20 protein-coding genes and 3 pseudogenes are annotated in these 20,411 nt (G+C 41.3%); 3 read left to right on the top strand and 20 right to left on the bottom strand.

What is annotated here, in order from left to right; translation table 11 throughout:
* Positions 1–358: pseudogene (locus tag SK629_RS03965) on the top strand (transposase); the annotation flags it as partial.
* Between the two features lie 397 nt (positions 359–755).
* On the opposite strand, the gene SK629_RS03960 reads toward SK629_RS03965, so the two are convergent.
* The 8 genes from SK629_RS03960 to budA all read right to left on the bottom strand — a co-directional run bounded on the left by SK629_RS03960 (position 756) and on the right by budA (position 8,247).
* The gene (locus SK629_RS03960) at positions 756–1,391 is read right to left on the bottom strand and encodes a PBECR4 domain-containing protein (protein WP_265182582.1); all 636 of its coding nucleotides are present in this window, start codon (positions 1,389–1,391) and stop codon (positions 756–758) included.
* Positions 1,392–1,797: 406 nt separating this feature from the next.
* Positions 1,798–2,868: an ABC transporter substrate-binding protein gene (locus SK629_RS03955; RefSeq protein ID WP_042900680.1), complete on the bottom strand. Its 1,071-nt coding sequence runs from the start codon at positions 2,866–2,868 to the stop codon at positions 1,798–1,800.
* Entirely contained in the window at positions 2,865–3,638 is a 774-nt protein-coding gene (locus SK629_RS03950; RefSeq protein ID WP_000712740.1) for an ABC transporter permease, read from the bottom strand. Before SK629_RS03950 ends, SK629_RS03955 begins: the two co-directional genes overlap by 4 nt.
* Positions 3,635–4,441, bottom strand: coding sequence for an ABC transporter permease (locus tag SK629_RS03945; RefSeq protein ID WP_000753801.1), 807 nt, complete (start codon positions 4,439–4,441; stop codon positions 3,635–3,637). The genes SK629_RS03950 and SK629_RS03945 overlap by 4 nt, the downstream gene beginning before the upstream one ends.
* Positions 4,422–5,579 (bottom strand): ABC transporter ATP-binding protein, encoded by a 1,158-nt coding sequence (locus SK629_RS03940; RefSeq protein ID WP_016398756.1) that lies wholly within the window; start codon positions 5,577–5,579, stop codon positions 4,422–4,424. Before SK629_RS03940 ends, SK629_RS03945 begins: the two co-directional genes overlap by 20 nt.
* Before the next feature lie 159 nt (positions 5,580–5,738).
* On the bottom strand, positions 5,739–6,644 hold the full coding sequence (gene murB, locus SK629_RS03935) for a UDP-N-acetylmuramate dehydrogenase (RefSeq protein ID WP_042900679.1): 906 nt from the start codon (positions 6,642–6,644) through the stop codon (positions 5,739–5,741).
* A 109-nt stretch (positions 6,645–6,753) separates the two neighbouring features.
* Complete coding sequence (locus tag SK629_RS03930; RefSeq protein WP_042900678.1) at positions 6,754–7,506, bottom strand: YhfC family intramembrane metalloprotease; 753 nt, start codon at positions 7,504–7,506, stop codon at positions 6,754–6,756.
* Positions 7,507–7,515: 9 nt separating this feature from the next.
* Positions 7,516–8,247: an acetolactate decarboxylase gene (budA, locus tag SK629_RS03925; protein WP_042900676.1), complete on the bottom strand. Its 732-nt coding sequence runs from the start codon at positions 8,245–8,247 to the stop codon at positions 7,516–7,518.
* 24 nt (positions 8,248–8,271) lie between these two features.
* On the opposite strand from budA, the gene SK629_RS12605 reads away from it, so the two are divergent.
* Complete coding sequence (locus SK629_RS12605) at positions 8,272–8,730, top strand: hypothetical protein (protein ID WP_235219605.1); 459 nt, start codon at positions 8,272–8,274, stop codon at positions 8,728–8,730.
* A 323-nt stretch (positions 8,731–9,053) separates the two neighbouring features.
* Here the strand turns inward: SK629_RS12605 and SK629_RS03915 are convergent, their stop codons facing one another.
* Positions 9,054–9,539, bottom strand: a complete 486-nt coding sequence (locus SK629_RS03915; protein ID WP_235219604.1) for a streptococcin A-M57 — start codon at positions 9,537–9,539, stop codon at positions 9,054–9,056.
* Positions 9,540–9,867: 328 nt separating this feature from the next.
* On the opposite strand from SK629_RS03915, the gene SK629_RS03910 reads away from it, so the two are divergent.
* Positions 9,868–11,139, top strand: a complete 1,272-nt coding sequence (locus SK629_RS03910) for a PLP-dependent aminotransferase family protein (protein ID WP_042900675.1) — start codon at positions 9,868–9,870, stop codon at positions 11,137–11,139.
* Positions 11,140–11,158: 19 nt separating this feature from the next.
* Here SK629_RS03910 and SK629_RS03905 read toward each other — a convergent pair whose 3' ends face one another.
* From SK629_RS03905 to SK629_RS03855, 11 genes and pseudogenes are all read right to left on the bottom strand, one after another.
* Positions 11,159–11,974, bottom strand: a complete 816-nt coding sequence (locus SK629_RS03905) for an ABC transporter substrate-binding protein (protein ID WP_042900674.1) — start codon at positions 11,972–11,974, stop codon at positions 11,159–11,161.
* 158 nt (positions 11,975–12,132) lie between these two features.
* Positions 12,133–12,786: a phosphate signaling complex protein PhoU gene (gene phoU, locus SK629_RS03900; protein ID WP_042900673.1), complete on the bottom strand. Its 654-nt coding sequence runs from the start codon at positions 12,784–12,786 to the stop codon at positions 12,133–12,135.
* 11 nt (positions 12,787–12,797) lie between these two features.
* Positions 12,798–13,556 carry a phosphate ABC transporter ATP-binding protein PstB gene (gene pstB, locus SK629_RS03895; protein ID WP_000133485.1) on the bottom strand — a complete coding sequence of 253 codons (759 nt, stop codon included), beginning with the start codon at positions 13,554–13,556 and terminating at the stop codon, positions 12,798–12,800.
* 12 nt (positions 13,557–13,568) lie between these two features.
* Entirely contained in the window at positions 13,569–14,372 is an 804-nt protein-coding gene (gene pstB / locus SK629_RS03890; RefSeq protein WP_020900241.1) for a phosphate ABC transporter ATP-binding protein PstB, read from the bottom strand.
* 10 nt (positions 14,373–14,382) lie between these two features.
* The gene (gene pstA, locus SK629_RS03885; protein WP_000543046.1) at positions 14,383–15,267 is read right to left on the bottom strand and encodes a phosphate ABC transporter permease PstA; all 885 of its coding nucleotides are present in this window, start codon (positions 15,265–15,267) and stop codon (positions 14,383–14,385) included.
* Positions 15,257–16,173 (bottom strand): annotated as a pseudogene (pstC, locus tag SK629_RS03880) (phosphate ABC transporter permease subunit PstC). The gene pstA and the pseudogene pstC overlap by 11 nt, the downstream one beginning before the upstream one ends.
* A complete protein-coding gene (locus SK629_RS03875) occupies positions 16,173–17,051 on the bottom strand; it encodes a phosphate ABC transporter substrate-binding protein PstS family protein (protein WP_042900672.1) in 879 nt (292 codons plus the stop codon). The pseudogene pstC and the gene SK629_RS03875 overlap by 1 nt, the downstream one beginning before the upstream one ends.
* A gap of 220 nt (positions 17,052–17,271) precedes the next feature.
* The gene (locus tag SK629_RS03870) at positions 17,272–18,576 is read right to left on the bottom strand and encodes an RsmF rRNA methyltransferase first C-terminal domain-containing protein (protein ID WP_042900670.1); all 1,305 of its coding nucleotides are present in this window, start codon (positions 18,574–18,576) and stop codon (positions 17,272–17,274) included.
* Positions 18,577–19,350, bottom strand: coding sequence for an inositol monophosphatase family protein (locus SK629_RS03865; protein ID WP_042900669.1), 774 nt, complete (start codon positions 19,348–19,350; stop codon positions 18,577–18,579).
* Positions 19,340–19,617 (bottom strand): annotated as a pseudogene (locus SK629_RS03860) (UPF0223 family protein). Before SK629_RS03860 ends, SK629_RS03865 begins: the two are co-directional and overlap by 11 nt.
* Complete coding sequence (locus tag SK629_RS03855) at positions 19,617–20,018, bottom strand: Spx/MgsR family RNA polymerase-binding regulatory protein (RefSeq protein WP_000631259.1); 402 nt, start codon at positions 20,016–20,018, stop codon at positions 19,617–19,619. The pseudogene SK629_RS03860 and the gene SK629_RS03855 overlap by 1 nt, the downstream one beginning before the upstream one ends.
* Between the last annotated feature and the right edge of the window lie 393 nt (positions 20,019–20,411).

The raw sequence follows: 20,411 nt of genomic DNA, 5'->3' as shown, positions 1-20,411 counted from the left end.
GACAATTGTAGCCATCAATCAAAGGCGGTGGGAAATTGAAGAGAGTTTTCGTATCATGAAGCAGGAACTACGAGCCAGACCAGTTTATCTCAGCCGTTCAGATAGGATTCAAGCACATTTCACTATTTGTTTCCTAGCACTAATGATTTATCGTCTCTTGGAAAAACAAATAGGAGAAACAGTCACCTGTTCAGAACTCATCCAAACCTTACGCAATTATAAGTTCAAACATCTTTATGGAGTAGGATATCTTCCAACTTACACCAGAACAACTATCACGGATCAACTCCACCAAGCATTTGGCTTCCAAACTGATTTTGAGATTATAAGCGAAAAAAATATGAAAAAATTTTTAAAAAACCAAATCTCGATAAAAAGTACGCATTTTTTTAAAAGAGAAAAAGAGCTCCGAAAAGCTGTTATAGCAGCATTTAGGGGCTCTTTGTTTTCAAAAAACTGTTAAAGATGGGATTATAACGTTTTTTAAAGTTTGCGTCAACTGGAAATCATCTTATGAGATAGACACTGTCATTAAAGTTTAATTTTCCCAAAAACTTGCTACCATCTCATCCACTATACATATTTTACTATAACATTTCTGTTCGTAAAGCCACGATTTCTCTATTCCTTCCTCTGACGATTCTGATTTCCAGCATCAGGCTTAGAATGGCTATTATTTTCACAGTTATCTGGCATCAAATCTCATATATCCGATATACCTGTCATACTCAAAATAGCTCTCTAAACCCAAGGAACTATTTATCGTATAATGTAACAGTTCTAGTACCTTGTATTTTTTCAACTTTCAATAGCTTAATGGGGGTTTGGTTCATTTCATAGTGTTTTGCACTACGCCCTTCTGGCAACTCAGCCTGTATTTTTCTTCTAAAAACTGAAACAGGATAGCAAATATCCGTGTTCTTAACCTTCTTATCATATTTATCAAACAAAAAATAAAATTCTTTATCTCTATGTTGAAAATGCAATAAATACTTTGCTTTAATCTTCGACCCAATTTTATTTGGGTCAAAATAGTACAATCCCTTTAAATTAACACTTATATTTTCTAGCATCGTATAAATTAAATTCAGAGAAGTTGCTCTAGATAAAAATGCAGCCTTATGCTGAGATGTATCTTTATCTAAATCATAAAAAGTGATATGATTTCCCAAAATTTGGTTATATATCTTCTGAGCCCCATTACCATTGAAGCACTTAACTTTATCTATTCCTTTTAGTTTGTGCAAACCTATAAGATGATGAAAATTTGGTTCCGTGAAGCTTAATTCAATATATTTTTCTATAGTTTGTTTGGAGACAGTCTGAGTAATAGTAAATTTGTATTGAGTATCCATCAACGTTCTATAACTAAGAATTAAATTTCTTAACATACTGTACCTTTTCTAAAAAAAATAAAGAGGCTATTTACACCTCTTCCTACGATATATTTATTCACCTGCTTGCGGAAAATATATAAAACCCAAATAAGCCTATCTACAAACTACTGACCAAAACAGACCGACCAGTAATTCCTTGGCTACGCTAAAAGCGATAGTTTTGTTCTACAGTTTTTATTATATTAGATTCTTAACAATATGTCAAGTAAAATCAAAAAGCTGCTTATTATAGTGGATTGAAATAAGATATGAACAAAGAGATTAGGAAAGTCAACTTAATTTCTAGAAATGTTTTAGAATCCATAACGTACTATTTTAGATTCAATCTACTATAGTTTTTTGTATTTTTTAAAAAGAAAAACGAACCAGCTCTAACTGATTCGTTTCTTACGTTTATCTCCTACTTCCGATACATTTTAAACTGTAAGAAGAGGTCGCTATATTTTCCTGTCCATTTATGGTCAAATTTTTCATAAACTTCTAGGTGTTTCATAGTTTCAGCATCTGGATAGAAGGCCTTGTCTTCTTTTTTCTCCTCTGGGAGCAATTCCTTAGCTGGTAGGTTTGGTGTTGAATAGCCGACATACTCTGCATTTTTGAGAGCATTTTCGGGTTTCAACATAAAATTGATAAAAGCATAAGCTGCATCTTGGTTTTTGACTGTTTTGGGAATAACCATATTGTCAAACCAAAGGTTGCTGGCCTCAGTCGGAACCACATAGCGTAGATTTTCATTTTTCTCCAGCATTTGGCTAGCTTCACCAGAGAAGGTCACGCCGATAGCAGCGTTGTTCTGGATCATGTAGCCCTTCATCTCATCCGCCACAATAGCCTTGATATTTGGAGTCAGTTTGTAGAGCTTATCAACTGTCTCTTCCAACTGCTGGGTATCCTTGGAGTTGAGGCTGTAGCCGAAGGAATTGAGTCCAAGTCCCAGCACCTCACGCGCCCCATCAAAGAGCATGATAGAGTTCTTATACTCTGGTTTCCAGAGGTCATCCCAATGCTCAGGCGCCTCATCTACCATGGTTTCATTATAGACAATTCCCAATGTTCCCCAGAAGTAAGGAATAGAGTATTTATTTCCTGGGTCAAAGGACTGGTTGAGGAACTCTGGCCCGATATTTTCAAGACCTTCAAGTTTTGAATAGTCAAGCGGTACCAAGAGATCTTCGTCCTTCATCTTGTTAATCATGTATTCACTAGGAATGGCAATATCATAGGTCGTTCCACCCTGCTTTATCTTTGTATACATGGCTTCATTGGAGTCAAAGGTCTCGTACTGGACTTGGATTCCTGTTTCTTCTGTGAATTGCTCCAAGAGTTCTGGATCGATGTAGTCCCCCCAGTTGTAAATGACCAGTTTTTGACTATCTCGGCTATTGATTTTACTATCTAAATGCGTCGCAATTCCCCACAAGACCAGGATAATGGCTACAATTCCTGCTAAAAATGAATAGAGTTTTTTCATGCTTGCTCCTCCTTCTCACGTGAGATAAAGTAATATCCAACCACTAGGATAATACTAAAGAGAAAGACAAGGGCAGATAGGGCATTGATTTCTAGCGAAATCCCCTTACGAGCACGAGAGTAAATTTCGACTGACAGGGTTGAAAAGCCATTTCCCGTTACAAAGAAGGTCACGGCAAAGTCATCTAGCGAATAGGTGAAGGCCATGAAGTAACCTGCAATGATAGACGGAGTCAGGTAAGGAAGCATGATTTCCTTGAACATCTGAAATTGACTAGCTCCCAAGTCGTAAGCCGCATGAATCATGTCGCCGTTCATTTCCTTGAGACGAGGCAAAACCATCAAGACCACGATAGGAATGGAGAAGGCCACGTGACTAGAGAGAACGGTCAAAAAGCCAAGTGAAAACTTGAGTTGGGTAAAGAGAATCAAGAAGCTGGCACCAATCATAACGTCAGGCGCAACCATGAGGATATTATTGAGTGAAAGAAAGGCTTCTTGGTATTTCTTACGAGACTGGTAGATGTAAATGGCACCGAAAGTCCCGATAATGGTCGCAATCAAGGCTGATAGAAAGGCCAAGAAAAAGGTCTGAGTCACAATTAACATAAGGCGACCATCGCCAAACATGGTTTTAAAATGGCTCAGGCTAAAGCCTGTAAAGCTGTTCATGTCATTGCCTGCATTAAAGGCATAGCCAATCAAGTAAAAAATGGGCAGGTAGAGGACAAGAAAGACCAGTCCTAGATAAAGGTTGGCAAATTTTTTCATCGTTCTCTCCTTTCCTTGGTCACCCACATGGTGATGAACATGGTCAGGATGAGAATCACACCGATGGTAGAACCCATACCGTAGTTGTCATTTGTCAGGAAGTTCTGCTCAATGGCTGTCCCCAAGGTGATAACGCGGTTCCCACCAATCAAACGGGTCAGCATGAAGAGGCTCAAACTAGGGATAAAGACGGACTGAACCCCACTTCGCACACCGTTCATAGACAGAGGGAAGATGACATGACGGAAGGTCTCCCACTTGGTCGCACCGAGGTCATAGCTGGCATTGATAAGATTGTTATCCATATCGTCCAAGACATTGAAAATCGGCAAAATCATAAAGGGAAGCTCGATGTAGCTTGCGACAAAGATAAAGGAGAAATCGGTAAAGAGCAACTGTTGCGAACCAATTCCAATAAATTCCAAGAATTGGTTAATAGAGCCATTTTGACCAAAAATCCCAATAAAGGCATAGGCTTTAAGGAGCAAATTGATCCAGGTAGGCAGGATAATCAGCATGAGCCAGAGTTGACGGTGCTTGAGACGGGTCAAAAAGAGGGCTGTTGGATAGCTGATAAGCAAGGTCACAAAGGTCACAATTCCTGCATAGAGTACAGAGTTGAAACTCATTTTTAGGTAGGTCAAGTTTTGTGACGCAAAGTAAGATTTATAATTTTCTAAACTGAACTGGCCTTCGATGTTGAAAAAGGATTGACCGAAAATCAAGACCAAGGGTGCGAGGACAAAGAGGGCAATCCAAAGCATGTAGGGCACTACAAAGAGTTTAGAGCTTGTTTTCTTCATCTCTTTCCTCCTCGATCGCGTTAATCAGACCTGCTTCTTGCTCTTCGATTTCCACGTATTCTTCGATACGGGCATCGAACTCTTCTTCGGTTTCGTTGAGACGCATGATGTGGATGTCTTCTGGCTCAAAGTCCAAACCGATTTCCTCACCCACGATAGCCTTACGAGTTGAGTGGATCATCCATTCATTTCCAAGCTCGTCATAGGCGATAATTTCGTAGTGAACCCCACGGAAGAGCTGGGTATCCACCTTAACTTGAAGCTTGCCTTCTTCAGGAAGGGTAATCCGCAAGTCCTCTGGACGAATCACGACCTCAACAGGTTCATTTGGCTTCATCCCACCATCGACCGCTTCGAAGCGTTTGCCGTTAAACTCAACCAAGTAGTCCTCAATCATGGTACCTGACAAGATATTTGACTCACCGATAAAGGTGGCAACAAAATGGTTAATCGGCTCATCGTAGATATCCACAGGTGTTCCAGACTGGACAATCTCGCCATCATTCATAACGAAAATCCAGTCACTCATGGCCAGCGCTTCTTCCTGATCGTGAGTGACAAAGACAAAGGTAATGCCCAATCGTTGTTGTAGTTCACGCAGTTCATACTGCATATCTGTTCTTAATTTCAAGTCCAGCGCTGATAAAGGCTCGTCCAACAAAACCACACGGGGTTGGTTGATGATGGCACGAGCAATAGCCACACGCTGGCGTTGTCCTCCAGAGAGTTTTCGGATGGAACGCTTCTCATAACCTTCCAACTGAACCATCTTGAGAACTTCTGCTACACGCTGCTCGATTTCTTTCTTATCAATTTTACGCAAGCGAAGTGGAAAGGCAACATTTTCAAACACATTCATATGTGGAAACAAGGCATAGGATTGGAAAACGGTATGGACATCTCGTTTGTTGGTTGGGATGTCATTGATACGGACACCGTCCAGCAAAATATCTCCTGTCGTTGCATCCAGTAAACCTGCAATGATGTTAAGGATGGTTGATTTCCCTGAACCAGATGCTCCTAAAAGAGTGTAGAATTTCCCTTCTTCCAACTCAAAGTTGATATCTTTGAGAACCTTGGTGTTGCTGTCTTCAAAAACTTTAGAGACGTTTTTGAATTCAATAATTGGTTTTTTCAATTGTCATTTATTCCTTCTTTTTCATAGATTAACAGATCAGGGCTCTGTCAGACCGCTACTACCTCGTGTAGGAGATTGAACTGCCTACATTCTTCTGCACTGACGATAGGCTTTCACCCCCTTTCCATGACATAGCAGCAGCTTTTAAACTACAGCTTCCTACTTGCTTTCACCTAAAATACGGACCTCTCTCTCAAGAGTAACGCCAGAGTGTTCCTTGACTTTTTCAATCACAGACTCAATCAAGTCCTCGTAGTCTTTGGCCGTTCCATCTGCGACATTGATCATAAATCCTGCGTGCTTTTCAGACACTTCAACACCACCGATACGATAGCCTTTCAAGCCAGCTTCTGAAATTAATTGACCTGCAAAATGCCCTACTGGACGCTTAAAGACCGAACCACAAGATGGATATTCTAAAGGTTGCTTGAGTTCACGTAGATGCGTCAAGCGGTCCATTTCTTGCTTGATAACCTGATGGCTTCCTGGAGCAAGGGCAAATTTAGCTGACAAGACAACTGCACCAGACTCCTGAATAGCTGAGTGGCGGTAACCAAAAGCCAAATCTTTGGCAGACAGGGTTTCGATTTCTCCGTCCTTAGTCAAGACCTTACAAGACTGCAAGATGTGGGCAATCTCGCCACCATAGGCACCCGCATTCATAAAGACAGCACCACCGATGCTCCCTGGAATACCACAAGCAAACTCAAAACCAGTCAAACTATGACGAAGGGCAATGCGAGTTGTTTCAATCAAGTTGGCACCAGCTTCTGCTTCAATGGTATAGCCATCAACGGAAACATTATTGAGCTTGTCACACAGGATGACAAATCCACGAATCCCACCATCACGAACGATGATGTTGCTGGCATTGCCAAGAACCATCCAAGGGATATTTTCTTGATTGGCAAATCTGACAACACGAGCCAACTCAAAACGATTTCGTGGAAAGACCAGATAATCAGCCTCTCCACCTACTTTTGTATAACTATAGCTATGCAAGGGTTCCTTAAAACGGATATCAATCCCTTCTAAGATTTCAAGCATTTTTTCTCTTACTGTCATGTTACTCTTCCTTTTTCAAAATTCATTCCATTATACCATTTTTAGAGACATTTGACGACCATAAAAAGACCTTGGTTTTTGCACAGAAAAAGAGGTTCCCCTCTTTTTCTTATGATTTCTTGCAAAAGATTGCCTTGGTTACATAGGTAACCAGAACGAGTTCCAGTGCTAGGACAACTTCCACCAAGACTGGATTGGTCAACCAGCCAACTTGGGCTAAAGATGGAGCTAAGTCAAAGAAGGCATGTAGACCATAGGCTGCTAGGAGATAAATCCATTTCTTCTGGCGAACAGCTTGGTAAACCCAAACTGTCAAGAGTAATTGGAATCCAAGCGCCAAGATTCTCTCAAAACCAAGCAAATAAATCTGCCAGACTGATAGCGACTGAATGGTTTTCAACATATTTTCAGACAGTAATTGCATAACCTGTGGATTTTGCGTTTGAACTGCCGAAAGAACGATGTAGAGATTAAGCAAACTGGTGATACCTAGAAAAATCAATTCCAAGCCACCATGACCCAGTCCATAGGCCAAGGCATCTGCCTTTTCCAAACTTCTCTTTTTTTCCAACCATTTGAAGAAAACAAGGCGAGCTGTTTCCTCAAAAAATGCTGCCATGGCTAGTCCATAGAGGATATAGAGAAGTGGATAGTCTTGCAAGAGGGCAATACTATCGTCTTTTTGAGGATGTAAAACCAAGATATGCACCAGTTTTTCCAAAATCTGTGAAGAAACAAAGAAAGCGACAGCCCCCAAGCCCAAGACAGCTAGATTGATCTGATATTTCTTTTTGGCATACCAAATGCTTCCTAGCAAGAGAGCCAGCAACAGCACCATGGTAATGATAATATGAGTGGTCATTTTCGTCTCCTATTCTGCCTTTTCAATATCTTTTCTCATCTCTTCAACATTGAACTTGGCAAACAAGTATTGACGGTCTTGGACTGGGAAACGTTGGTCCAACTGGTCAACTGCTCCCACCTCGATAATGCCTTCCTTGATGACAAAGTCCATGACATGTCCACCGAAGGTCAAATCATCTGAGATAAAGTGCAGATGGTAGCCTGCCACACTGACCCCATGGAAAATCTCTGGCGTCCAGAAACCAACGATGGTCCCCGCCACATTGTCACGACTATATTCTGGTTGGCGAGTTGCGACCTCAGCAAACTTGGTATCTGGTGTCGACTTGGGAATCATGCGCACATGCATATGCGAAAATTCCCCACGAATCTTGATAGAGCGGAAAAGATTTTCCCCATCATAATAAGACTCGATTCGTTCTTCTAATTCCTTGTCTGTCATCTCAAAGCGCTGGCGGAAAATGACCTCTGCCTGATGCGGTACCACTGCTGCATAAGGAATAAGGGCATCTGGTGATACTTCCACAATTTCTGGTTGCTCTCCTAATCCTTTGGCTTGATAAGCCTTGCCATCCAAGACAATCAATTCACCATCAATAGAATCCAAGGTTCCCAAACCAAGGTCACCATGCTCTAGCAATTCTCCCACTGTCATGGTCCCACCATAAAGGCCAGCCATCAAGGCTCCAAGAGTATTGTATTGAAATAATTTCACTGGTTCCTGCACGTTCTTATCCATTCACTTTCTTGTCTGTTATACTCAATGAAAATCAAAGAGCAAACTAGGAAGCAAGCCGCAGGTTGCTCAAAGCACTGCTTTGAGGTTGTAGATAAGACTGACGAAGTCAGCTCAAAACACTGTTTTGAGGTTGTGGATAGAACTGACGAAGTCAGTAACCATATCTACGGCAAGGCGAAGCTGACGTGGTTTGAAGAGATTTTCGAAGAGTATTATTCTATAAATGTTACTCCTAAGTATACCACATTTGTCCCTAGATGTGAACGAGAGAAACACCCTAGACATTGCCAAGAAGGAAAAAAAGGGTACAATGTAACAAAATCAAGGGAGGTCTGGAATGAAGAAACAAAGCAAGTACCAAGAGGTCGTTTCCTATCTGAAAAATGGCATCGAGTCTGGACGATTTCCGACGGGGAGTCTGAGATTTTGACAGAAACAAAACTTGAACTAGCACAACAACCCCTAAGGAATACACTTCCCTAGGGGTCACTTTTTATTTAACTAAATCATTATTTATTTTTTGTTCCTAGTAAACATAAATATTGTATTAATAATTGCAAAAATAAATGCAAACAAAAGGATTTTCCAAAGGATAAATTTTTGTAACACTAAATATGCATATACAAATCCAATCAAAAAGCTAATAATCGCTTCTTTAATAAGAAATTTTTTATCACGCATTATTCCATACCTCACTGAACTGCCCAAATAGCCAATTGAGCAGCAATGATATAAATATTTGTTTTAAGTCCATTAGCTTTAACAAATCTTAGTACTACTTTAGCTAATTCTGACCAAGCCTTTTTCTACGCATACTTAACAATTAGCGAAACATTGATCATAGCAAAAAATTCATCTCGTATTTTTCCTGCTATACATCCTCCCATCTCATCCCAAGGGACTCTATCATAGGGATTATTAATATTAGTTTCTAATTCATTTTCCGAAAGAGCAATATCTTTTTGAGAAAAGTTTTTATAAACATATTCAGTAAAATTTTTTTCATTAACTCCATTTCTAAACATTTGTTCAAGAACATTGGCTACATCATCGATTTGTTTTTGTTCTTGGGTACTAATTTCAGAAACTTCCGTAGTAGTTACATCATCAGCAAATACTCTAACAGAAGCTATAGAAGGAGACATAATAGAAAATAGTAATAATACAACAAGAGCTGAAGTTACAATTTTTTTAAATTTAATAAAAAACACTCCTTTCAAGTTACAAATATATATTACTGATAAAATAACTTGATTTTCTGATTTAAAACTCCTTTCTAACAAGTTATTCATATACTTTTATTTTTCAGTTCTATTATACCACAACAAGAAAACGATTTCAAAAACATTTTCCTAAAAATATGTACAAGTAATAAGGGGAAATTAGCATGAAAACTTTTTAAAACAAATCAACCCCAGATAAAAATACACATTTTGTTTTAAAGAGAAAAAAGGGTACGAAAAACTGTCACATCTGCATTTGATTGCTCTTTGATTTCAAAAAAGTATTAAAAATGGGAGTATACCACATTTGCCCCTAGATGTGAACGAGAGAAACACTCTAGACATTGCCAAGAAGGAAAAAAAAGGTACAATGTAACAAAATCAAGGGAGGTCTGGAATGAAGAAACAAAGCAAGTACCAAGAGGTCGTTTCCTATCTGAAAAATGGCATCGAGTCTGGACGCTTTCCGACGGGTAGCCGCCTGCCTTCTATCCGTCAACTGAGCCTTGACTTTCACTGTAGCAAGGATACTGTCCAACGAGCCCTGCTGGAATTACGGCACGAACAATACCTCTATGCCAAGCCCCAGAGTGGTTACTATGTCCTAGAACAAGGGCAACACCAGGATCTAGAAATCGAAGTCACTGATGAACATGCCAGTGCCTATGACGATTTCCGACTCTGTATCAATGAAACCTTGATTGGCCGAGAAAACTACCTCTTCAACTACTATGACAATCAAGAAGGTTTAGAAGACTTAAGACAATCCATTCACCAACTGCTCTTTGACCAAGCCCTCTACTGCAAGGCTGACCAACTGGTACTGACTTCTGGAACCCAACAAGCCCTTTTCATCCTCTCTCAAATTTCCTTTCCTAGCCAAGCCAAGGAAATCTTGGTGGAACAGCCGACCTATCATCGGATGAATCGCCTCTTGATTGCTCAAGGTCTGGACTATCAAACGATCGAACGAGGCATTGATGGGATTGACTTGGAGGAACTGGAAGGCCACTTCAAAACTGGAAAAATTAAGTTTTTCTATACCATTCCTCGTTTTCACTATCCTCTGGGGCATTCCTATTCAGAGCAGGACAAACGGGCTATCCTTGGCTTAGCTGCCAAGTATGGTGTTTATATCGTCGAAGACGACTATCTAGGTGATTTGGACTCCAAGAAGGGCCAGACCTTTCACTATCTGGATACAGAGGAGCGGGTCATTTACATCAAGTCCTTCTCAACCAGCCTCTTTCCAGCACTGCGGATTACGGCACTCATTCTGCCAAATGCTATCAAGGAAGCCTTTGTGGCCTACAAAAATATCCTAGATTACGACAGCAACCTCATCATGCAAAAAGCCCTGTCACTCTATATTGACAGTCAACTGTTTGAGAAAAATCGTCTGGCTCGCTTATCCAGTCAGGAAGACTACCAAAAACAAATCACGGAAAGACTAGCTAACACTCCTTGTCACCTCCCTCACTTTCCTCTACATGATGGTGTATTGCTAGACCTGAGACAGTATCCTAAAATCGCCAGCCTCAAACACAGTCAACTAGGTTTGGACTTCTTTGAAGAGGCTTACTTGGGTGCCTGCCCTTACCAATTTGCCAAGGTGTCCTTAGAAAATCTGGAAAATGTTTTAAACTATTTAAAAGCAGAATTGGAATAACCTCCAACTCTGCTTTTTCTTATTCTTCAACTTCTGTTAGGCTTGCCGCCTTTTCAAGATAGCTTTGGTAGGTTCCTTCATCCTTGAGTTTTTGGATGACCTTGTCCACAACTTCTTTCAAATCAGCACTATTTTTTCTAAGGGCAACTGCATTGGCTTCGCCGTCCTTCATCTTCAAGCTGATAGTTGCGACAGCTAGGTCTGCATTTTTAGCAGCATAGCTAAGCGCAACAGGCTCATCCATGTGAACAGCATCTACTTTTCCAGCCTGTAATTCATTGACTGCTTCACCCATATTGGTTAGGGAAGTCAATTGAGCTTTTGGCAATTGTTCCTTGACCATAGCTTCTGGAACAGTTCCTTTTTGGGCTGCAATATTCGCACTTTCCAGACTAGTTAGATCCTTGTATTTTTCTACATCAGCCTTACGAACCAAGAAACTAATCTTGTTTTCATAGTAAGGGATTGAAAAGTCAAAGACTTCTTTTCTCTCGTCAGTAGCGCTAATTCCTGCAACTGCTAGGTCAGCCTTACCAGTTTGAAGACTGGTCAAGACATTGTCAAAACTCATGCTTGAAATTTCCAACTTAACCCCAAGTTCATCAGCAATAGCTTGGGCCATATCGATGTCTGCACCAACTACCTGATTTTTTCCGTCAACCAAGGCTTGGAATTCAAAAGGTGCATAGTCAGGACTGGTCGCCACAACTAATTTTCCCTTTTGCTTAATGGCCTCAACAGCTGACTGAGAACCATTAGAACCTGACTGGCAAGCTACTAAGAAGAAACTTGCAAGAAGACTACATAAAACAAATATCCATTTTTTTGATTTCATAAATAAACAACCTCTCTGTTATTTTTGTATAATTATAACGCCATTCAAGGTGCTTGTCAAGTGTTTTTTTTGAATTTTTATCTTAAAAATATTTTTTTCATTCAAAAAAGGAGCTATCAGTTGATTTTAAGCTCCTTTTTATACAGAATGAATCTATTTTATAGTTCGACAATCTTACCTGTTTCAAAGTAAACAACCCATTCACAGATATTTTTGGCATAGTCTCCAATACGTTCCAAGAAGGCAATTACTTGGAAATAATCACGGCCTGTAACGATGGCATCTGGATTTTTCTTAATTTCTTCTGTAGCCAAGTCACGAATGCTATCAAAGTATTGGTTGATTTTTTCGTCCATGGCTGCTACTTCATAGGCCTGATCTACTGAACCATTGAGATAGAGTTCAAGGGCTGCTTCAACGAAGTTCTTGACATCGCGACCCATTCTCTTGATTTCTTCTTCAACAGCTGGGATGCGTTGCTCCCCTTTCATACGAATTGCCGCCTTGGCAATGGAAACGGCATGGTCCCCCATACGTTCCAAGTCAGATACAGCCTTCAAGACTGTTAGAACAGTACGCAAATCTTGAGAAACGGGTTGTTGAAGGGCAATCATTTCAAATGATTTCTTCTCCAATTTTACTTCGTATTCGTTTACTTCTGCATCGTCTTCGATGACTTCCTTAGCCAAATCACGATCATGCGTAACAAAGGCACGCACTGTACGATTGATTTGGGATAGCACTTCTTGTCCCATAGCATAGAACTGGTTGTGCAATTTCTCTAAATCTTCTTCAAATTGAGAACGTAACATCATTTATCTCCTTATCCAAATTTTCCTGAAATATAATCTTCTGTTTCCTTGTGTTGTGGGTTGAGGAACATCTTCTTGGTATCGTTAAACTCAATCAAATCTCCATCTAGGAAAAATCCTGTCTTGTCAGAGATACGAGAGGCTTGTTGCATAGAACGCGTAACCAAGAGCATGGTATATTTATTTTTTAGCCCATACAAGGTTTCCTCAATCTTACCAGCCGAGATAGGGTCCAAGGCTGAAGTCGGTTCATCCAAGAGAATGATTTTAGGACTGGTTGCCAAGACACGGGCAACGCAGACACGTTGTTGTTGTCCACCTGAAAGCCCGATAGCTGAATCATGCAGGCGGTCCTTGACCTCATCCCAGATAGAAGCTCGTTGCAAGGCTTTTTCCACCGCTTCATCCAGAACTTGCTTGTCCTTCACTCCATTGATACGAAGCCCGTAGACAACATTTTCGTAGATAGACATAGGGAAAGGATTTGGCTGTTGGAAGACCATACCAATTTCCTTGCGCAATTCAACTGTATCTGTACGTGGGCTGTAGATGTTGTGACCATTATAAACTACTGAACCAGTTGTGGTTACCTCTGGATTGAGATCCCCCATACGGTTGATAGCCTTTAGGAGGGTTGATTTCCCTGATCCAGATGGACCAATCAAGGCTGTAATTTCCTTAGGTTGGAAAGAGAGGGAAACACTATTCAAGGCCTTTTTTTGATTGTAGTAAACGGACAGGTCTGACACCTGTAAAATCGCTTCTGTCATACTGTTTCCTTTCTATCCAAAGTGTCCTGTTACGTAGTCATTGGTTGACTGTAGTTTGGCATTTTGGAAAATATTAGACGTCTTATCATACTCGATCAAGTCACCCAAGTAGAAAAATCCTGTGTAGTCACTAGCACGCGCAGCCTGCTGCATACTGTGGGTTACGATGATGATGGTAAAGTCCTTCTTCAATTCCAACATGGTTTCTTCCAGCTGGGCTGTCGCAATCGGATCCAAGGCTGACGCTGGTTCATCCATCAAGAGAATATCTGGTTTAACAGAAATAGCACGAGCGATACAGAGACGCTGTTGCTGACCACCTGATAGGGTCAAGGCTGACTTGTGCAAATCGTCTTTGACCTGGTCCCAAAGGGCAGCCTGACGGAGAGAAGTTTCCACAATTTCATCCAAGACTTGCTTGTCCTTAACACCTGCACGTTCATGGGCAAAAGTGATGTTGCGATAGATAGATTTGGCAAAGGGATTTGGTCGTTGGAAGACCATTCCGATGTGCTTGCGCATCTCATAAACATTGATTTCTGGACGGTTGACATCAATCCCTTGATAGAGGATTTGACCTGTTACCTTGGCAATATCAATAGTATCATTCATACGGTTGAGACTGCGGAGGTAGGTTGATTTTCCTGAACCAGATGGGCCAATTAAGGCTGTAATTTTATTTTTTTCAAATTGCATATCGATGCCCTTGATGGATTCTTTTTTACCGTAGTAAACATGCAAATCCTTAGTAGAGAGGGCCACTTTCTCTTCAGGAAAGGTGATGATATGCTTTTCATCCCAATTATATTTTGACATGGCTTCTCCTTTAGGCAGCGGTTAATTTCTTATGTAGGTAGCTTCCGAGTTTGCGGGCTCCAAAGTTAAAGATCAAGATAAAGATCAAGAGAACTGCTGCAGAACCTGCTGATACGATAGTTCCATCAGGAATAGTACCTTCACTATTGACTTTCCAAATGTGGACAGCCAAGGTTTCTGCTTGACGGAAGATAGAGATTGGACTGGTTACACTGAGAATATTCCAGTTAGACCAGTCAAGGGCTGGAGCGGATTGTCCTGCTGTATAGATAAGAGCAGCAGCCTCACCAAAGATACGACCAGATGCCAAGACAACCCCAGTCACAATACCTGGAAGGGCTTCTGGAATGACCACATGGACCACAGTCTCCCAACGAGAAATCCCTAGAGCCAATCCAGCTTCACGCTGCGTATGGTGAACGTGTTTCAAGCTATCCTCAACATTTCGAGTCATCTGAGGTAAGTTAAAGACTGTCAAGGCCAAGGCACCTGAAATGATTGAAAATCCATACTCAAACTGAACTACAAAGATCAAGTAACCAAAGAGACCCACAACCACTGATGGCAGTGAAGACAAGATTTCAATACAGGTTCTGACAAAGTTGGTCACAGGACCTTTTTTGGCGTATTCAGCTAGGAAAATCCCAGCCCCCATAGATAAAGGCACAGAGATAATCAAGGTAATAACCAAGAGGAAGAAGGAATTATAGAGCTGAATTCCAATCCCTCCACCTGCTTGGTAAGATGATGATTTGCCAGTCAAGAAAGACCAAGAGATGTGGGGCAAACCACGAACCAAGATATAAAGAATCAAGGATGCCAAGATGGCAACGATAATTCCTGCAATCGAGTAGAGGACAGCTGTTGCAATTTTATCTAATTTCTTAGCGTGCATAGTTTTTCTTTCCTCTTTCTTTCGTAATCAATTTAATGACACTGTTGAAGGCTAAACTCATCAAGAGTAAGACTAGGGCCAGCGACCAGAGAACGTTATTGTCAACGGTTCCCATAACGGTATTTCCGATACCCATGGTCAAAACAGAGGTCAAGGTCGCAGCAGGTGTTGTCAATGAAGTTGGAACAACGGCTGAGTTTCCGACCACCATCTGAATGGCCAAGGCCTCACCAAAGGCACGCGCCATCCCAAAGACCACTGCTGTGAAAATCCCTGAACGCGCTGCCTTCAAGGTCACGCGCCAGATGGTTTGCCAACGAGTGGCCCCCATAGCCAAACTAGCTTCGCGGTAGTGACGAGGCACCGCACGCAAGCTATCCGTTGTCATAAAGGTTACCGTCGGTAAGATCATGACAAAGAGAACGAAAATCCCTGACAAGATTCCAAAACCAGTTCCACCAAAGACGCTGCGGACAAAGGGAACTACGACCTGCAAACCGATAAATCCATACACTACTGAAGGAATCCCGACCAGCAATTCAATGGCTGGTTGCAAGATTTTAGCACCTTTTGGTGAGACTTCCGTCATAAAGACAGCTGCACCAATGGCAAAAGGAGTTGCGATAAGGGCTGATAGGATTGTGACAATAAAGGAACCCAAAATCATGGGAAGGGCACCAAATTGTTTACCTGAAGGATTCCAAGTTTGGCCAAAGAGGAAATCAAAGATGTTGACCCCATTGACGAAGAAGGTCGACAAGCCTTTTTGGGCTACAAAAATCAAAATCATGCCACAATAATGACAATCAAAGACAGACAGGCAAAGGTCAAGCCTTTTCCTAGTTTCTCTAGACGAGAGTTCTTTGAGGGAGAAAGTAATTTTTTAGCTAATTCTTCTTGATTCATTAGTGACTCCCTTCTAGTGCTGTCACCGTTCCGACAGCATCTTTTTCAACCTTCATTTCCTTGACAGAAATATAACCCATTCCCTTAACGATTCCGCTTTGTGCTTCATCTGAGAGGACAAAGTTGAGAAATTCTGCCACCAATTCATTGGGCTGACCTAGTGTGTACATGTGTTCGTAAGACCACAAAGGCCAATTATTGGTTGTAACATTTTCTGAAATCGGCTCATAGCCATTCAACTTCATGCGTTTAACCGAGTCATCCACATAGGCAAAGGCTAGGTAAGAAATGGCTCCTGGTGTCTGAGAAACAATGTTTTTGACCATCCCATTTGAATCCTGTTCTTGACTCTGCACGGCAGATTGGCCATCCATGACAACACTATCAAAGGTTGCACGCGAACCAGAACTTGCCGCACGGTTGATAATAGAAATGGCTAGATCTTTGCCCCCGACCTCTTTCCAGTTGGTTACTTGACCTGTGAAGATGCTACGGAGTTGTTCAGTTGTTAGATTTTCAACATCAACTTCCTTGTTCACAATCACCGCCAAGCCCGCTACAGCAACCTTGTGGTCCACTAGGGCTGAGGCGTTGATACCGTCTTTTTCCTCGGCAAATACGTCTGAATTTCCTACATCAACGGCTCCAGACTGAACCTGAGACAGACCTGTACCAGATCCTCCACCTTGGACGTTGACTGTTTTTCCAACGTGCATAGAGCCAAATTCATCTGCTGCTGCTTCGACCAAGGGCTGAAGAGCTGTTGAGCCAACAGCTGTCATGGATTCTCCACGATCAATCCAGCTAGCACATCCCGCCAAAGAACCTGCTAGCAAAAGAGCCGCAAGTGATAGAGCGAGTTTTTTCCTTTTTTTCACTGTTTTTCTCCTTGAAAATAATGGTGAATGCTGTAAATTTTTTCAACTATTTATTTATGTTTTTCTTTTGAAAATTGGGAGCCAACTGAAGTTGCTAGCTTGGTTTTACTAGTAATTTGCTCAGTTACCTTTCCCACCAATTTTGACTTAAAATGAAAGACAATTTGAAAAAAATCCATACTTCCACTATAACATAGACAAGCTACTTTGACTAGCATTTTCACTTGAATCTGAGGCCTTTTGGAAAATAATTTTTCAAAATATCTCCAGTCACCTTAGCAAAGCCTAAACCATTTCCTTGAACCAAAACTTGGTACCAACCATTTGGCAGACTTTCCGCTAGCTGAACAGTTTCTCCAGCGACATACTTTACAAACGCTTCTTGGTCAATTGTAACGGACTGCTTGACCTGACTCGGTTTCAAGGCTAGTCCAAGAGCGAAACTGGGTTCAAAGCGTTTCTTCTTAAAGGTACCCAGATGCAGGCCATTGCGAGCAATCTTGAGCTTCCCTAAATCTGGCAAAAGTTCTGGCAAGAGATAAAGCTGGTCACCAAACGTCTGCAAGATCCCCCTTAAATTAACCTTCAAATGGTTTTGAGCAAATTCTTTCCACAAGGCAACTTGTTCACGGCTGAGATTGCTCTTACTTGCCTTGCATTTTGGTGCTAGATTTTCGCCTTTAAATTGTAAATGAGCGACAAACTGACCCTCTCCCTTAAACTGATGAGGATACATCCGAGCCGTTTCTGGCAGGCCAATACCAGCTACCATTCCATTGATATGCTCTACTGGCAACAAATCAAAATCATACTCTTCCAGCAGCCAATTGACAATCTCTTCGTTTTCCTCAGGTGCCCAAGTACAGGTTGAATAAACCAAGCGACCACCTTCAACTAGCATGTTCACCGCATCCGCTAGAATTTCTCTTTGCAAACTAGCACATTGACTCGGATACTCAAGGCCCCAATAGTCCATAGCATCTGGTTGCTTACGGAACATCCCTTCCCCAGAGCAAGGGGCATCAAGGACAATGAGGTCAAAATAACCTTTAAAAACCTTGGCTAAGCGGTCGGCAGATTCATTGGTCACCACAACATTTGTCGCTCCAAAGCGCTCCATATTTTCTACTAAAATCTTAGCCCGTTTGCTTGAAATTTCGTTGGAAACAAGGAGCCCCTCCCCTGCTAGATAGGCTGCCAGCTGAGTTGATTTTCCACCCGGTGCAGCTGCCAAGTCCAAAACCTTCATACCAGGACTGGGTTGGGCTACCTGAGCCACCATTTGAGCAGCGGGTTCTTGCGAATAAACTAAACCTGTAGCATGCTCAGGCGATTTCCCTGATACCTTCCCATAATGTCCCCAAGGGGTTTGAGGAATAGGATTAGAAAAGGAAAGTTGCTCCTCTTTTAAGGGATTGACCCGAAAGGCCGAAACCGCTTCCTCCTCAAAAGAGGCAAGAAAATCTCTTGCCTCATCTCCTAGTATCTTTTCATATTTTTCAACAAATCCTTCTGGAAATTGCATTTAAGTTCTTTTCCTTTCGTAAATATAGGACTGAATTTCCTCCTGCATCTCAAGAGGGACCATCATGACCGGCTGTCTGGTTTGAAAATCAAGCGGTTTACCAGATAGAGTCACAACCCGATAGCCCAGACTTTCCCCTAAAATACTAGCAGCAGCATAATCCCATGGTTGCAGATAGGTGACATAGGTCAACAAACGCCCTGATAAAATCTTGGCAAAACTAATAGCCGCACTCCCATAGACACGAACACCGAGGACCGCTCGACTCAAATCAGCCAAGCCCCATTCATTGGTTTCCAGCATACCACTATTTCCTGCAATGAGAAAATCTCCAAGTGGTTTTGCTTTAAAGGGAGCTAGGGGCTTATCATTTAGACAAACTGGAAAGACTCCACCACCGTGATAACAATCCCCTTTGACCACATCATAAATCAGACCAAACTGTCCCTGACCATTTTCAAAATAAGCCATCATGACAGCAAAATCTTCCTGCTGTGCTACAAAGTTATTGGTACCATCAATGGGATCAATGACCCAAACCTTGCCCTCTTGAACCGAAGCTCGCAGACAACCCTCTTCAGCGCAAATCTTATCCTCAGGATAACGGGATAAAATCTCACTAATCAAGAGTTCTTGAACTTCCTTGTCCAGTCTGGTCACCAAATCTGTTGGAGAGGACTTGGTCTCAACACACAAATCTTCCTGCATGTGGTCAAGGATATACTGGCCCGCTTTTTTCACAAGCTCTTTAGCAAATTCAAATTTACTTTCCAAGAGAAATCTTTCCTTCCCCTTTTTCCTTGGCAGCCTGAACTGCTTGGTAAAGCGAATAGCCACTAACCGTTTCAAATTCTCGTCCCAAACGTTTCTCCTCACTCTTGCTTGGCACGACCGCCTTGAATCCCTTATAGGAGTCCAGTAACTTTTTAGCCTCTACCTTGCCTTCATAGGCAGCTTCAACATCATTAAAAAAGAAAGCACTGAAGCAAGTTCTTCAGTGCTCCACGACAAATCTAGTGGGTAACTATACTGTTTGTTCATTAACTAATACCAGCTCTCATTCTTGCTTCTTTTAGCTCTTGCTTACGGTAACTACGAGGGAGAAAAGCACGAATCTCATCTTCATTAAAACCAATCTGCATACGTTTGGCATCGATAATAATTGGGCGACGCAAAAGACTAGGGTACTGCTCAATTAAATGAAGCAACTCCGATACCGAAATACTCTCTACATCAATATTCAATTTTTGAAAAATTTTTGAACGAGTTGAAATGATGTCATCAGTACCATTTTCGGTCAAGGAAAGGATGTGTTGCAATTCTTTTCTTGTTAAAGGGCTGGTCATGATATTGTGTTCCACAAAAGGTACCTTATGTTTCTCTAACCAGGCCTTCGCCTTACGACATGATGTACAGCTCGGTGATAGAAATAGTGTAATCATGCTTTTCTCTTCTTATCTATACTTTGCTAGTTCTATTATACAAAAAAATAAAGCGCTTGACTAGGGATTTTTAGAAAAAAAGCCTATTTTTTCAAGAAAAATAGACTGCTTGCGAACGATTGACACGGGACTTTGACAGTTATGAAGTAAAAAAATCCTCATAAAGGTTGATATAAGAGCATTTTCTTGTCAAATTTTATCACTTTTTATTTGCGTACTTTCTCGTACTTTGTTATAATGGAGTGAGGTATGAAAAGATGAGAGTTAAACAATCAAAGTCAAAAAACACTATCAACTACGCTATTATTAAAGATATCAAGGTTGGAAATAAACGGACTTCTACTATCGTAGAAAACCTAGGCAATCATAACACAATCTTAAAAGAACATCCTG

Source organism: Streptococcus mitis, from assembly GCF_000722695.1.
Taxonomy (GTDB): domain Bacteria; phylum Bacillota; class Bacilli; order Lactobacillales; family Streptococcaceae; genus Streptococcus; species Streptococcus mitis_O.
The sequence above is the reverse complement of the archived record's forward strand: the minus strand, read 5'-3'. Positions and strand labels throughout refer to the sequence as shown.